The organism is Mesorhizobium sp. M0633, assembly GCF_040320645.1.
Lineage (GTDB): Bacteria > Pseudomonadota > Alphaproteobacteria > Rhizobiales > Rhizobiaceae > Mesorhizobium.
Genome location: NZ_JAMYQC010000008.1, coordinates 1 through 15235 on the forward strand (window position 1 = coordinate 1; position 15235 = coordinate 15235).

Annotated in this window: 12 protein-coding genes, 1 tRNA gene and 1 pseudogene; 4 read left to right on the top strand and 10 right to left on the bottom strand. The window is 59.6% G+C overall.

Annotated features, from left to right (window positions below; all coding sequences use genetic code 11):
* Positions 1–243 precede the first annotated feature (243 nt).
* Positions 244–1371: a CobW family GTP-binding protein gene (locus tag NKI47_RS10360; RefSeq protein WP_352589741.1), complete on the bottom strand. Its 1128-nt coding sequence runs from the start codon at positions 1369–1371 to the stop codon at positions 244–246.
* 4 nt (positions 1372–1375) lie between these two features.
* Complete coding sequence (locus tag NKI47_RS10365; protein WP_352590062.1) at positions 1376–2554, bottom strand: D-alanyl-D-alanine carboxypeptidase family protein; 1179 nt, start codon at positions 2552–2554, stop codon at positions 1376–1378.
* Positions 2555–2824: 270 nt separating this feature from the next.
* On the opposite strand from NKI47_RS10365, the gene NKI47_RS10370 reads away from it, so the two are divergent.
* A complete protein-coding gene (locus NKI47_RS10370) occupies positions 2825–3988 on the top strand; it encodes a M20 aminoacylase family protein (RefSeq protein WP_352589744.1) in 1164 nt (387 codons plus the stop codon).
* A gap of 72 nt (positions 3989–4060) precedes the next feature.
* On the opposite strand, the gene NKI47_RS10375 is transcribed toward NKI47_RS10370, so the two are convergent.
* The 4 genes and pseudogenes from NKI47_RS10375 to NKI47_RS10390 all read right to left on the bottom strand — a co-directional run bounded on the left by NKI47_RS10375 (position 4061) and on the right by NKI47_RS10390 (position 5627).
* Positions 4061–4204, bottom strand: coding sequence for a glycine zipper domain-containing protein (locus NKI47_RS10375; protein ID WP_352589747.1), 144 nt, complete (start codon positions 4202–4204; stop codon positions 4061–4063).
* Positions 4205–4245: 41 nt separating this feature from the next.
* Complete coding sequence (locus NKI47_RS10380) at positions 4246–4536, bottom strand: hypothetical protein (RefSeq protein ID WP_352457623.1); 291 nt, start codon at positions 4534–4536, stop codon at positions 4246–4248.
* 120 nt (positions 4537–4656) lie between these two features.
* Positions 4657–5185 (bottom strand): annotated as a pseudogene (locus NKI47_RS10385) (hypothetical protein).
* 115 nt (positions 5186–5300) lie between these two features.
* Positions 5301–5627: a DUF1330 domain-containing protein gene (locus tag NKI47_RS10390; RefSeq protein ID WP_023677873.1), complete on the bottom strand. Its 327-nt coding sequence runs from the start codon at positions 5625–5627 to the stop codon at positions 5301–5303.
* Positions 5628–5967: 340 nt separating this feature from the next.
* Between NKI47_RS10390 and NKI47_RS10395 the strand changes: the two genes are divergently transcribed.
* The 3 genes from NKI47_RS10395 (at position 5968) to NKI47_RS10405 (ending at position 9259) form a co-directional block, all read left to right on the top strand.
* Entirely contained in the window at positions 5968–6660 is a 693-nt protein-coding gene (locus NKI47_RS10395) for a winged helix-turn-helix transcriptional regulator (protein WP_023677872.1), read from the top strand.
* Positions 6661–6707: 47 nt separating this feature from the next.
* Positions 6708–6784, top strand: a tRNA-Arg gene (locus NKI47_RS10400).
* Between the two features lie 1143 nt (positions 6785–7927).
* The gene (locus tag NKI47_RS10405; protein ID WP_352574897.1) at positions 7928–9259 is read left to right on the top strand and encodes a UDP-N-acetylmuramoyl-tripeptide--D-alanyl-D-alanine ligase; all 1332 of its coding nucleotides are present in this window, start codon (positions 7928–7930) and stop codon (positions 9257–9259) included.
* A gap of 338 nt (positions 9260–9597) precedes the next feature.
* Here the strand turns inward: NKI47_RS10405 and NKI47_RS10410 are convergent, their stop codons facing one another.
* From NKI47_RS10410 to NKI47_RS10425, 4 genes are all read right to left on the bottom strand, one after another.
* Entirely contained in the window at positions 9598–10803 is a 1206-nt protein-coding gene (locus tag NKI47_RS10410) for a TadE/TadG family type IV pilus assembly protein (RefSeq protein WP_352574895.1), read from the bottom strand.
* 175 nt (positions 10804–10978) lie between these two features.
* On the bottom strand, positions 10979–11404 hold the full coding sequence (locus tag NKI47_RS10415) for a hypothetical protein (protein ID WP_352451186.1): 426 nt from the start codon (positions 11402–11404) through the stop codon (positions 10979–10981).
* A 714-nt stretch (positions 11405–12118) separates the two neighbouring features.
* Positions 12119–14425, bottom strand: coding sequence for a CapA family protein (locus NKI47_RS10420; protein ID WP_352589752.1), 2307 nt, complete (start codon positions 14423–14425; stop codon positions 12119–12121).
* A gap of 311 nt (positions 14426–14736) precedes the next feature.
* Positions 14737–15201 (bottom strand): hypothetical protein, encoded by a 465-nt coding sequence (locus NKI47_RS10425; protein ID WP_352457629.1) that lies wholly within the window; start codon positions 15199–15201, stop codon positions 14737–14739.
* Positions 15202–15235 lie beyond the last annotated feature (34 nt).

Genomic DNA, 15235 nt, shown 5'->3' on the forward strand with positions numbered 1-15235 from the left:
GCCGGTCGATGCCATACCAAGCCGTCGAAAACTGCTTTCCCGGCCTTCAAAAAAGCCCCATTAACTCACCAACCAGGATTTCGCTTCCCGTGCAAAGCCCTCCTTGAGGGGGAGATGGCCGGCAGGCCAGAGGGGGTTGCCGCGCGTGAAGCGCCAACCTTTTCTTTCGTCCCACAGGGGGTCGCGCCAGCCGAGGCGACCCCCTCTGTCGCCTTCGGCGACATCTCCCCCTCAAGGGGGAGATCACGATCCGGCAATAGCCAGCGGGTTGCTTTCCAGTGCTGCGCGATCCGGCGTGTCGATCGACGGCCGGTTGGTGAAGGCGGCGAACAGCCGCCGGACATAGTCTTCGGGCATGTCGAGCGTGATCAGCACCAGTCTGGTGCCGCGCTGGCTGTCCGGCCAGGCCGGCAGTTGCACCGGCGGATGCAGGATCTTCTGCACGCCATGGATAACCAGCGGCCGCGACGGGTCTTCTGCAAGCTCGATGACGCCTTTCATCCGCAAAAGGCGCTCGCCATGCGCCGAGCGCAACAGATCGAGGAACATCTCGATTGCCGAAAACGGCACCGGCCCGTCATGAACCAGCGAATACGAACGCACGCGGGAATCGTGCCTGTGGTCATGGTGATCATGGTCGGCATGGTCATGCCCGTCGTGATCATGCCCGCCGTGGTCATGCCCGCCGTGGTCATGGTCGTGGCCGGCTTCTTCGCCGAGCCAACGCTGCACATCGACGGATTTGGTGGCCGGATTGTAGAGGCCGCTATCGAACAGGGTCGCGGTGCTTGCCTCGCCCGCGTCGAGCACCACGGCGCCCGGGTTGAGCTGCCTGAGCCGCGCCCGCAACGCCTCGACATCGCCTGCATCCGTGGTCAGGTCGGCCTTGCTGAGCACGATGCGATCGGCGACGGCCACCTGCTTCACCGCCTCGACATGCGCATCGAGCGTCGCATTGCCGTTGACGGCATCGACCAGGGTGATGACGCCGTCGAGCCGGAAGGCCTGGACCAGGGCCGGGTGTGCCATGATCGACTGCAGTACGGGGGCGGGATCGGCGAGCCCGGTGGTCTCGACGATGACGCGGGCAAGCCGGTCGATGCGGCCGGTCTGCAGGCGGTCGACGAGGTCAGCCAGCGTATCGACCAGTTCGCCGCGCACCGTGCAGCAGAGACAGCCGTCGGAGAGCTGGATGATGCCGTCGGAGGCCTGCTCGACCAGGAGATGGTCGATCGCCACCTCGCCGAACTCGTTGATGATGACGGCGGTGTCGGCGAGCGCCGGATCCCGGAGCAGCCGGTTGAGCAGCGTCGTCTTGCCGGCACCGAGAAAGCCGGTGAGCACCGAAACGGGGATCGGGAAGCCGGCCATGCGGCTAGTTCAGCGCCTTGGCCGGCTGCTGGACCTGCGCGGCGGTGGCGGATCCGGCCACAACTGGCTCGGCGCCGGCCGGCGGCGCCCGGTCCGGCCGCCATGTCGGCAGCGGCACGTCGGCATATTCCTGCCCGGAGGCGTCGAGCATCGCCTTTGGCTTCGGTCCCGTGGCGCCGCCGAGGCCGACGGCGATCAGCGTCGGTACATGGTCGAGCTTTTCCTGATAGGGCGATTTCGGCACGTCCTTGCCCTTGTCGCCGACGGCGGGTGCGGTTTCCGACTGCTCCTCGACCGGCTTCTTCTTACAGATTTCGTCATTCATGTCGTTGGCCGACATGGTGTCGCCATAGGCGGGCAGCGCCGCTACCGTCAGCCAGCTCGGCGCCGGCGTTGCAAAGCCCTGGTCGAGCAATTTTGCCGCCGCCTCGGCGCGGGTAATGGCCGATTGCTCGCCGAGCACTACGGCGACCAGGGTGCGGCCGTTGCGGGTCGCCGAGCCGATCATGTTGAAGCCGGACGAGCAGACGAAACCCGTCTTCATGCCGTCGGCACCCGGATAGCGGCCGATCAGCAGGTTGTAGTTGGAGATCGCCTTCTTGCCGACGGCAAGGCCTTCGATCGAGAACCAGGGGGCATATTGCGGAAATTCCTTGCGAATCGCCATCACCAGCAAAGCGAGATCGCGCGCTGTCGTATACTGGTCCGGCGAATAGAGCCCGTTCGGATTGACGAAATGGGACCCGCTCATGCCGAGCCTCTGCGCTTCGGCGTTCATGCGTTCGGCGAAAGCCGCTTGCGAACCGCCGATATTCTCGCCGACCGCCATGGCGATATCGTTGGCCGATTTGACCAGCATCATCTTCAGCGCATTGTCCAACCGCATCACCGAGCCCGGCTTGAAGCCCATTTTGCTCGGCGGCTCGCCGGCAGAATGTTTCGTTACCTTGATCGGCGAATCGAGCTGGACCTCGCCCGCGGCAATCGCCCGAAACGCCACATAGGCGGTCATCAGCTTGGTCAGCGAAGCCGGGTACCAGCGCCTGAACGCCTCCTGGTGCTGCAGGATCTTGCCGCTGTTCAGGTCGAACAGGATTGTCGGATTGGCCAAGGCAGGCCCGGCCAGCGCCGCAAGCACCACCGTGCCCGCCACCAACAGTTTGAGGAAATGCCTGTAGCGCATCATGAAAACCGAAATAGCCTCTTGCCGCAGTCCCACCTGGCTCCGTAAGATTTCGTTACACGGTCGCCAGGATAATGGTCCGGCCCTCTGTTCCCGGACCACAGTCGCGGTGCTATTTACTCTATGTGACGTCAACATGGCAAAGTGCTGCCGATCACAATGTGGAAGCAGCAGCACAATGCAAAGCAGCGTGCATGGTTGCAAGGCAGCAGGCACAATTGCAAAGCAGCAGGCCAAGACCGCCTGCTCCAACAGCGAAATGGAACCATCATGCCGATCCTGAACCGAGCCGCCGAAATGCAGGACGAGGTGGCCGGCTGGCGCCGCCATTTGCACCAGACGCCGGAGCTGAATTTCGACGTCTTCAAGACCGCCGCTTTCGTCACCGAGAAGCTGAAGGCTTTCGGCTGCGACGATATCGTGACGGGTTTGGGCAAGACCGGCGTCGTCGGCATCATCCGCGGCCGCCACGGCGAAGGCTCGACCATCGGCCTGCGCGCCGACATGGATGCCCTGCCGCTCAACGAGATCACCGGCAAATCCTATGCTTCGACCGTCCCCGGCAAGATGCACGCCTGCGGTCATGACGGCCACACCGCGATGCTGTTGGGTGCCGCCAAATACCTCGCCGAAACGCGCAATTTCGCCGGCTCCGTCGCGGTCATCTTCCAGCCGGCCGAAGAGGGCGGCGGCGGCGGCAACGAGATGGTCAAGGACGGTATGATGGAGCGCTTCGGTATCTCCAAGGTTTTCGGCATGCACAACATGCCGGGCCTGCCGGTCGGCCAGTTCGCCATCAGGCCGGGCCCGATCATGGCGGCGACCGCCGAATTCACCATCACCGTCAAGGGCCGGGGCGGCCACGCAGCGATGCCGCACGGCACCATCGATCCGATCGTCATCACCAGCCAACTCGTCGGCGCATTGCAGACGATCGCCTCGCGCAGCACCGATCCGGTCGAGGCGGTGGTCGTCTCGGTGACGAAATTCCACGCCGGCGACGCCTATAACATCATTCCCGAGACGGCCGAGATCGCCGGCACCGTACGCACGCTGAAGAAGGAGGTCGCCAAGAAGGCCGAAGAGCGCATCCGCGCGCTTTGCCAAGGCCTGGGCGCTGCCTTCGGCGCGACAATCGAGGTTGATTACAATGCCAATTACCCCGTTACCTTCAACCATCCGGAAGAGACGGTCTTTGCCAGCGACATCGCGGCCGACGTCGCCGGCGACAGCCATGTGCACCGCGCGATCCAGCCGGTGATGGGCGGCGAGGATTTCTCCTACATGCTTGAAGCGCGGCCGGGCGCCTTCATCTTCATCGGCAATGGCGATACCGCCGGCCTGCACAACCCAGCCTACGACTTCAACGACGAGGTCATCCCGCACGGCATGAGCTATTGGGTGAAGCTGGCGGAAACAGCGCTGGCGGCGTAGCCATTCGGCATCGGCGGTGCGGCAACCGCCGCACCTCTGGGCGGCAAAACCGGGCAGGACATGTTCTGATGGTCACTTCCGGCCGGACGACTTCCGGGCACGGCCGAAGGCAATGCCCAGAGCAATACCTATACCGATGCCCGCAACAATGTTGTCCAACACGACGCCGATAGCCACGCCGATCACGACGCCGAGTGTGAGGTGTTTGGCATCCATTATGCCCGGTCATGTAGCGTGGAAGGGAAGAGCCGCAACCGCTACGGTCCGCTCTTCGGATCCTCGACCTCCAGCGCCTCCATGACCGGCGCCAGCTCATTGTCGTCGGCAGCCTGCGGCTCTTCGCCTGTTCTCGCCTTCGTCAGGGCTGCCTCGATCGCCTCCTGGATATTGCCGAGCTCGTCTTCGCGAACCTCGTGGCCATAGCCGGCAGCGTCGGCGTCCTGCTCGAATTGCTGCGCCAGAACGGCGACGCTCACCTCGCTCTCGGCCGGCAAATTGCCGACATTCTCCTGCAGCCACGTTTGAAAGAACTCTTTGGTGGCGCTCATGCGGTGTCTCCTTCGGGACACTAAAGCGCGCCGGCGTCCCGAAAGTTCCGCTATCCCGACCTCTTTGGGGCCTGCTCCCACATTCGGCCAGGCGGCGTTGGCGCCGCCTGGCTCGGCTGCTTACTGGCTGGCAGCAGTCGTCGGTTCGCACGACACGTTCGGGTTCATATCCGCGAACGCGCCGGTCGGGTTGCCCTTCCAGGCCCAGACATGCAGCTCGTAGAACGGGCCGAGGCCATAGCGGTTGGGCGCGCTGTTGAAGTTGAACAGATGTCCATCGAGCGAGGCTGGGCCTTTCGAGGTGATGTATTCGACGGCGATCAGTTTTAGCGTGCCGTCGGCCATCGGCTCGTACATCACCGCTTCGGGCTTGGCGACATCGACCGCGTCGTCCTTGAGGTAGCCGGGATTGACATAGTGGATGCCCATGGCCGCCGGTGATGCCGCTGGCGCAGGGAATCGGCGCATAGCCCTCGGCGGTCGCCGCCGCCACATTCTCGAAGCGGCTGTTGGCGGCGCGTACCTTGTCGGCCAGCGGATTGGGACCGGACGCGGGCGCTGCCTGATGCGCCTGCGCCAGCGCGGTGCAGGCCGACAGCAGCGCCGCGGCAGCGAGGAACTTGTTGCGAAAGTTGATTGTCATAGTCATTCCATTCTTCTTGAAAAGCACAGCCCGGCCGGCCGCCGGAAGTAAGGAGGTCCGGCAGGTGGGCGCTGTGGCTGTTGTTGCTGGGAGATCCCTGTCCCGATGCGACGAATGCCTATCATCCCTTCGGCAGATAGGGGATGGTTCCGGCCAGATCGGAATTGTCGATCAGCTGGAAACGGCTGTCGCTGCCGCCCTGACGGGCCGAAACGAACGGCGCGTAGGCAGGATCGTCGGTGAAGGCGCGCGCCGCGGCCTCGGTCGGGAACGCCATCAAGGCAATCAGCGTCGTGTCGAGCGGCTTGCCTTCGAGCGTCTTCACATTGCCGCTGCGCGACAGATATCTGCCGCCGTGCTTGTGAACGAGGTCGTGGACCGACGCGGCATAGGCCGGCATCCACTTCGGGTCCCTCACCTTGATGTCTGCGATAACGTAAGCGGTCATGGGTCATGTCTCCTGGTCGTGCACAGGGGTATCCCGTGCAGCGGCCAAGGGCTCGCACGGCAAGGCCGGCGCCAGCCAGTCCGCGATCTGTACTGGTGTGGCGAATCCGAAATTCGCATTCACTTTTGGAGCAACGCAGCGAGCGAATTTCGGATTCAAAAGCCACACCAGCAAGTGCTTGGAATTCCAGTGTGGTTTTGGATTTGAAGTTCCTAACGCTGATGCCACCCAGAAAGCAGGAACTTCAAATCCACCACACTGGGCCGGTACAGTTTCTGTACTCGCCGTGCCGCCGGGGAAGGCCTATGATCCCGGCTGAGTTTGAGGGGAAGGCAACATCATGACCCAGTCCGGATACAAGCAGTTCTGCCCGCTATCGATGGCCGCCGAGGTGCTGTGCACCCGCTGGACCATGGTTCTGCTTCGCGAATTGGTGGCGGGCTCGACCCGTTTCAACGATCTGCGCCGCGGCGTCCCCAAAATGTCGCCGACCCTTCTGTCGCAACGCCTCAAGGAGCTCGAGCTGGCCGGGATCGTCGAGCGCAAGGAGGTGCGCGGCGAGAAAGGCATCTTCGAATACCGGATGACCGAGGCAGGCAGGGATCTGCGTTCCGTTGTCGAGGCGATGGGCTTTTGGGGGCAGAAATGGGTCGAGTCGCGGCTGTCGCTGAAGAACCTCGATCCGTCGCTGCTGATGTGGGACATGCGGCGCAACCTCAACGCGTCGCCGCTGCCCGACGGGCGCACGGTGATACAATTTCTGTATCAGGAGCTCCCCGCCTCGAAACGGTCGTGGTGGCTGATCGTCGAGAAGCACGGCGAGGTCGACCTCTGCTGGTACGACCCGGGCTTCGATGTCGATCTCTACGTCTCGACCGACCTGCACACCATGACCGAAATCTGGATGGGGCTGATCACCGTCGAGAAGGCAGGGACGAAAGTCATCTTGACGGGAGACCAGGATATCGCCCGTAAAATGCAGACCTGGCTGGGCCTGAGCCCGTTCGCGGTCGAACCCAAGCGAGCTGCCTAGCTGCCTCTTGGCGAAACGTCCCGAAGCGGTTATGTGTCGGGCGCGATGGTCCCGTAGCTCAGTAGGATAGAGCGGCAGATTCCTAATCTGTAGGTCACAGGTTCGATTCCTGTCGGGATCACCATGTTTTTCAAGTACTTAGCGCGAAATCGCCGTACTTTTTTGCAGGATTTTTGCGAAATAAGTACGGCGAATTTCGCAGACCTTCAGACTTTGGGCACACATATTCCAAGGGCGAAGCGGCCCAAAATCGCTGCGAAGCGCGGCGCTACGATGCCTAAATCGAGGTAGGTAATCGTTGTTCCCAATCAACTTGCCCGTTTTTCGACGCACCGAGACGACGGACGGCAGCCGCTACCGACCGTCAGCGTCGACGTCTCCTTGGCGGCGCCGAAAGGTCTCGCTACTTCGTCGTTCAATCGAGACCGCGGCGAGTAAGAATGCGAACATCGGCATCATCGATCACGAGGTCGAACTCGACTCGTGTGTCCATCCGTCCCCTTAGGGCGGATTGTCCACCAAAGTCCGCATCATAGGGGGAATGGACGCGCCCGGTCTGGCGGCTAGAGGAACGGAACGCTATCATTTTATTGTATTAGTAATGACGCATGAAATGGCCTACAATTGACTCTACCCGGCAGCGCCACTGGCAGCCGGTAGGCCCGGCGGCCCGCTGGAACCCCCGATCGGCTGTCGGCCCGTCCCCATGAAAGTTACGTGCGGTGGCGACCAACGTGAGACGAGATCGAACCAACAACCCCGCAACCGGCATCAAGGGCAAGCGCCACGGGCCGCCGGCCAACGACGAAGCAGGATATTTCGAGTTCTGCCCCGTTTGTGGCCAGACGTTCGACAAGCGAAACCTTGGCGAGGTGCTGCATCACTGTCTCCCCGACCATGAGCCGTTGAACTCGATGAATAGGTGACTAGCGTTCGAACAGATGGTTTCGCTCATCCAAGATCGTGATCGGTTCCAACCAGACGATCTCAAAAGTGATTGCGGATGTGGTCGTTAAAGTAGCGGGCTTGGCGAAGGCCGCTTTGAACCCGGCAAAGGTCTCAGGTGGTACCCGGAACCATTGCACATTGAGCGGAATTGGCTGAAAGTGATCGAACCACAGGACAGGGATGTCGGACGGCCACCTATTCAAGGTGGCCGGGGCGCGGGTTAACGTGATTCGGGTCGATCGGCGGGACAGGGGGAGAAATGCACCCTTGGACGAAGGCTGAGCTTGCGGATATCACCGGAGGCATATGGGAAGGCGAGTTGCCGGAAGCCTGGACGACCGACTGCATAGCCTTCTGCGACGCACTGATCGGCCCCGGCGCGCTCGTCATCCCGCGCGTTGGCACCTACCGTTACGGAGTACACCCCAGGAAGATCAGGCGCTTCAGGCGACAGGGGCTCGCGCTCCTCGCGGACCGAGAGTACCGGCCCAACTTCGAAGGCTTGCCGTTGCTCCGGGTGGCTTCGGTCCGCGTCGCCATGAAGTATCTCGCCGAGCGAGCGCGGTCTGCTTACGGCGGACGCCTGATCGCGGTTGGCGGCAGCGTCGGCAAGACGAGCACCACGGCGATGATCAACGTCATTCTCACCGCAGCTGGTTATCCACCTTTTCCGGGCGAAAACTTCAATACCGTCTCCGGCGTGCTCGGCCTGATCGCCAACCTTCCCCCTGATGGCATCCACGCTGTCGAGGTGTCGATTGGCTTTTTTCGGCGGCTCCTTGAGGTATCTGCGCTCAAGCCGCATGTCGCTCTTATCACGACGATCGGCGACGCCCATCTCGAAGAGTACGGCTCGCGTGAGGCCATCGCCAAGTTGAAAGCCCGCCTGTACGATGTCGCTGAGGGCGGCACTGCGATCATGCCTCGGGATTCCGAGCATTTCGAATATCTCCGAGCCCGCGCGCTGTCGTTCGGGGCGAAGGTCGTGTCCTTCGGTGGACATGCTAAGGCCGACTACCGGCTCGTGGACTATTCGCACGAAGATCAACTGGTGCGTGCGGTCCTGAAGGGCCGGGATTTCGCCTACAAGCTAGGTAATCCAGGGCGGCACATGGCAGTCAACAGCCTCAGCGCGCTGGCGGCTGTCGATTCGCTCGGCCTTGATCTGGGAGCTGCGACCAACGCGCTCGGGGAGGTGCAGGCCATCCACGGACGTGGCGAAGTCATACGCATCGCCCTCGCGTCCGGCGAGGTCCATGTCGTCGATGAGGCCTACAACGCGAATCCGACATCGGTGGCCGCCGTGCTGGCGGCACTCGCTGAGGGGAAGCGCGCAAGTGGGGGCCGAAAGCTTGCCCTTCTTGGCGACATGCGGGAACTCGGGCCACGATCGGCCGAATTTCACGCCGGTCTGGCGGAACCCGTTCTCGCGGCCGATCTGGATATGGTGATGACGGTTGGGACGCAGATGACATATCTCCGTCGTGCCCTGCCGGAGTACCTCCTCGGCCCACACTTCGCGACAGCAGACGATGTGTTGCCCGAGCTCGCCACTATCCTGCGCGCGAAGGACCGCCTTCTTGTGAAAGCTTCGAATGCCATGGGTCTGCATGAAGTTGTAACTCGCTTGCGCCGGCAATTTGGACGCTAGTCCGCCGCGATATACGTCGAATTTCGCTGTTTTTTTGGACCAAAGCAGAAAAATTGACCGGAGATCAGCTCCGCCCATGACTGGTTCCACAACCAAACAGTCTCAGGCACTTGGCGGAAAATTGTGCTTCGCCGCCTGATTCGATCTGTGCTGCCTCCGGGTGACCAGGGTAGCGCCGGCTGGACGCCGCCAACCGAAGAGCTGCGCACAGTCATGCCCCGCTCGGTCATTTCGGCCATGCATATAACGGCAGCCGCCCGGAATGGTTGGTTGGTCCGAGCCCAATGCAGCAACAACAAAGATATAGCCCTGTGCCGAGCACTGACATCAGTATTGCTTCAGCGAAGGAGCACTATTCCTAAGTCTCCAAGGCCTTTCGGCGGAGTCGCACCATACCAGTCCAGGGCCACGCTCGAGTTGCCACTATAGAAAAATTGCCACGCAACAATCCAACCTGAGTTGGCAGTCGACTTCAGGTCTGTTGTCCCTCTCATCCGAAAACGATGATGGGGCAGGTAGATAGCCCCTTCAATTAAGTAGTTTTTGTTTCCGGACAATGAGACCGTTGGCACAGAGGGCGTAACTGTGCGTGACCCGAAGATAGCGATGCCAGCGTAAATGCCGCTCGTGGGAGCCGAAATCCTTACGCCACCTTTGCCTGCTGACTGAATAATGCTTGACTCGGAGTCAACGAATATCGTGACTTCGTCGCCCGAGAGATTCACATGGCTGCCGATGCTCACTGTTGCGTTCTGAAAATAGTGAACTCCGGGAGAAAGAACGACATTTCCATCGAGATCGATGTTTCCACAGAACACCCGGCCGGCCGGAATGGTAACATCGGTCAGCATCTGATCACTGTAGTCGCAGCCGTTCGGTGGAACGGGCTGCGGTAGATCGACAAGGGGGTCTGCAAGTTCGGGTTGGTTGGTTTTCGGGATGATGGTGTAACCGCCGCCTTGGTAATTGCCCACTATAGAGATTTTTCTGGCGACAATCTTTCCGGTTCCAACGTGCCTCAGTGCCCTTGGACTGGAGGAATTCACTTGGATACCGCAGTTTGGCACCGAAAGCCCCCCGGAACCCATTACCGTCAGCGCTCCATTTGAGGCAGGATCGAGGACATAGAAGCAATAATCCGGCGCGGCTTTTCGGGCCGTTGCCGCCGCGTGAAGGTTAATGCTCCGAATTCCAGCAAGACTCATGAAAGCGGTTGGCATTCCAGCTGAGATTTCAACCGCCGCCTCTCGCGTCCCAGCAGAAGGAGTGGTGATGCTCACCCCAACGACAGCGCCGGTCACGAAGGAGCCATTGGCCAGCGCCCAATTCTTCGCGGCCTGGACGGCTGCTTCGTTTCCTCCATCGCTCTCGACAGCAACAAGAGCCGCCGAATCGGCTATCTCCTGCAGCTTGGATCTCCAGGAAGCGGCGTTGGTAAAGTCAATGCTAAGGCCGAGGGCCAAGCCCAGTGGCACCACCATTAAGGCCATCGCGACGGCAAAGTTCCCCCGTTTTTCGGGCGGCAGATCTTTCAGTCTCCGCATCCAGAAGCCCTCTCTTAAGAGCAACTTAGACCGAAGATGGTTTAGAATTTACTAAATTAGAACAACAAAACGCAGCGGCAATTCACGCTCGGCAAAAAGGCGATGCAAGCTGTCTCGCTGCTCATTGAGCTGAGTGAAACGCGGCAGACCTTGAAGTCAGCGATGTGCTAATTCTTTACTTAAGGCCGAAGACTTGCTGAGCCTGGTCAGACTGCAACAAGTCGCGTGCCGAATGTCCGACACCCGGCAAAATCACGAGACGCCAATTGAAAGGCCACCCGTTAGCGGTCGCGACAGCTTGCGCCAGCTCAAAAGTGAATTGCCCCCGATCCAAACGCGTCTCTCCTTGGCGCATAGCAGCTGCGCTTTCGTTTAGATCGACATCGCCAGTGTCGTCTTCTCCAAGATAGATCGTTAGAGGCAAAGCCAGATAGGCCTTCAACTCCTGAGAGGCTTGATCCGGCGTATAGACGCAACCCGAGGAGAGACATCCCAGCCCGTAGGCTGCCGCCTCTGCTAGCGAGGGCAATACGTAGGTCGACGGATTGGCTACGACCACTCTCTTGGCATCCGACAAGGCAAATGCTGCAACACGCGACATGAATTGACCTCCCGCCGAGTGCCCAAAAAGGTAATACTGCGCAGTCGGCAGCCCCTCTCGGGCCCTCGCCCAGTTTACCAAGCCCTTCACGTACCAGACAGTCCACCTGTCCCGAGGTTGAATTGTGCCCGAGTTGACAATGCCTCCCCGCTGATAGCTCCAGCCTGGGAACCTTTCCAGGTCGAAAAGCGGCGCCATAACGATCAGGCAATTTCGATCCGCAAGAGGCTGCGCGTAGTCTCGGTAGGATTCGGCCGTTCGGCTTAGTCCATGGAACACGAACAGGATCGATGGACTGGCACAGTTCTTCGGATGATAGGTGTATACTGTCAACTTTATACCGTTAATAGTTGCTGAGGTCGTACCTTTGCCGACCTTCCAGGCAAGTACTTGGCCTGAATACGTCAGACTACAGCCTAAGACGACTGCCCCTAACAGACGGATTAGAAATCGCACCTGTCGCTCCCATGGACGATCCCGCAGGGATGACATATCCCATTAGCGGCAGCTAAACAAATCAAAACCGGCTGAGCAGTAAAGAGTTCGTTTCTCCACGTCTGGTCCTCGCAATGTTCGCAAGCGACGCCTCCGCGGCACCTCCTGCGTGACAGGGTATCGGCTCCTTGTTTTGTCGGCACGTATCGCTCGCGCCGCCATTGCGATCGAGGAACCCAGTGCAAATCCGCGTACGGCATACGCATGAGCTTCGGAGCCTCACGCCAGTGCAGGGATGGCCAATCTAAGGCATCTGTCTTGAACGGCTACGACAACATCGGCGAGTCCAGGCGACAACGCCAGCAACCGGTCGATTGTCGCGCGACCGGCTGCTCCTCCCATTATCTTTGGTTGGTAGTCGAGGCGCGGATCTCTGTTTTGAACGTAAACTGGATAAATATCTAAACGGATCTGCTTCGCACTAAAGTGGAAGCAAGGCAGAATGGACTCCCCTTTGCTGTTTCCGGACCCAAATGCAAAATTGCCGACACTGTATAATATCGGCCGACCGTTATAAATCTCGATCGGCTGAAGGATGTGGGGATGATGGCCGATGACTGCGTCCGCACCCAGGTCGATAAATAGCCGTGCTTTCATGCGGTCTTGCTCGGTAGGTTGGCGCTGGTATGGCAAACCCCAATGTACCATCACGGCGATCCGATCGACCAGTGGACGAAGTTGGGCCAGATCACGCTCGATGAATTCGGGCACATCTTGTGCGGAGCCTGGAAGTTCGCCACGAGCCGCTGTTCGACGGTTCCAGTAATATCCGAGAAGTCCGATGCGGATATCTGCGCCATCAAAAATCGCGGGGTGGTAAGCAGAGCTCTGGTTCCTACCACCACCGTACGGTTGGATATACTGTCGCTCTAACGTGGCTAGCGTCTCAACCACGCCACCCCGACCGCAGTCTTGAATGTGGTTATTCGCGACAGTCATGGCAGCGAAGCCTGCACGACGTAAGACAGAGGCTGACTTGGGGTCGACTTTGTATGAGTAGTTCCGAGTGGTATCTGCTTTCTCAGAGATGGTGGAGAACGGCCCCTCAAGGTTTCCCGTTATCAAAGCGCAGCGTCTAAAGATCGGCCTGACCCAGGCGAAGGCATAGTCTGGGCCAAACCTACGGATACGATGACGCATCCGCATCCCGGTCATCACATCTCCGACCGCCGCCAAATGGTACGGAGCGCTGGCGGACGAAGAGAGGAACTGTTCAAGTTGGTCCGGGTCGATGAGATCGATGTCATCCGGAATTATGACCTCTGAAAACTTCTCGCGAATTTTTACAACATGGCGCCGGACTTCTTCCGATTCACTGAGGCGGTAAAGGGGTGGCTGAACGGAGGGGGCCAACAATGTCTCAACCGCTGAAGAACTAAAGCCGATCCCACGCTTCTCAAAAACGCTTCGGATCAGTGTTTCGTAACGGCTGCTGAATCTCATTCGGTCTGCATGAAGCAAACACGAGGCAAAGCTCTTCGGAAGTGACCTGAGGGCGCGCGTTCGAATTCCGGAAGGAGCATACGGGCTATCAGAAAGTCGTCCCAGCGCCAAAAGGGCAGCTACAACTAACGAAATGCAAGTAAGTTCGTCTCCCGGAAAAGCCTTGTGTAGGTCCCACATTGTCGCCGCTATGACTTGCGCGACCAGCGCCTCCGGCGGTGGCATCTCGGCGTCGTCCATACGCGAATCATTGGCAAGAGTATCCGATGGTACGAACTCGGCATCATGACGGAGGTGCCAACACCATACGTAGGGAGTCGACAGCATCGCGGCCGCAAAGTATGCGCTCAAGGCGTACTCAAGGGGACCAGGCTTACTGAAACTGGCGCGCGGTGCATGCAGCCTGTCAGCTTGGATGTCAGCGGTATGGCGCACCACGTGAAACCCGAATGCCTGATATATGAAACTGGCATTGTGCGAGGGGTCGCACAGATAAGCACCGCCTGAAATTCGTGGAAGCCACCCTTCCGCTGTGACTGCACGCCCCGGGCCGAACAGCAATTCCCCACAGAGGGGGATCGAAAAATCATCGAGATTTTCGATTCTTGCTGGATATCGGTATTTGGTCCCTTTGACCGGCACCAACCTAAGCAGATCCCCGTTAACTCCCCCTTGTTTCGGCTGGTGCGCGTTAACGATCGCTCTGACCTTCGGCAACGGGCCCTCGCCGAGTGAACGCAGCACTTCGTTCACTCGATGAGCTATCAAGGAGACGTGGTAGTAGACGTTGACCTGGCCGAAGCGTGCCGCGGCCTCACAACCTTCCTGTTCACCAAGAATTCCGCCGCCGAAAGGCTTGAAAACATAGTTACCTTGCTTGTCGGGCAGTGCTTCGCCCATCTCACCCGTGGGCCAGTGAACATCCGTGGCTGGATGACCGATTACGTCCACGTACCGCCCACGCAGCCCTTGCCTCCCCGTGTTTTGGCAAAGATAAGGCAGTTCGACCTCGGTTGAATGCACCCGGCCGCCAGTAAAATCTGAATCGCAACGCTCCCAGACGTAAACAGATCCAGTCGCCATCTTTTTCCCCAAAGCTACTGCTTCTTCTGCGAACGCTGAGACGCAAGAATTCACAAGTCTTGCGCTCCGCAATCCTGCGAACCTTTCGCCGACGGGTGCTGAAATTGATCGAAAGGACATGCCGTCGGTTGCCCTGAGGCCAACTCTCTACAGGGCGTGGAGATTGTCCTTCAACATGCTCTGAGGCCGCATTTTCGCTCCATGGTGGGAAGCTGGATCCGAGTCTGCAGCCCAGCTTCCGGCAGCGTTTTGGCCTCAATTCGCCTGCCCCTGATGGGGGCTACACAAATCAATCTCCTGACGAGGCACATCTATCCGATGCTTGCGACCGGCTTTTTCTTCTCTCCGCTTATTCGAACTGCCTTACTGAGGCCGCCTGCTGAACCGTTATTCTCACCCGATCCAGCGAGCTCTTGCCGAGCGCTCTCCAATGCCTTCGCCGCAGATCCCTCCTTAATCACCTTAAGTTCTTCCGCGACCATATTTGATTTTATGAGACGCCACTTGTCGAGGGAGGCGGCGCGCACGAAGCCGTAAGCCGATGGCATACGGACCATCAGCCAGCCTAGCTTCAACAATTCCTCCGTGAAGCCTCTCACGAACGCCGCCCCGCCGACACGCCGTCCGGTCAGGCGCCTGAATGTCTTGTACGACATTCTTGCACGGGTTCGCGGCTGTCCCGCTTTGTTTGTGGTGCGTTTCAAAGTCAAAGCAACGAGTGTCGCCGCATCACTTAGCGAAACACTCGGTGTTGCAATCGGCGAAACAGTGTTCATAACCTTACTCTCCTTAGCTTGAGCAGAATCGATA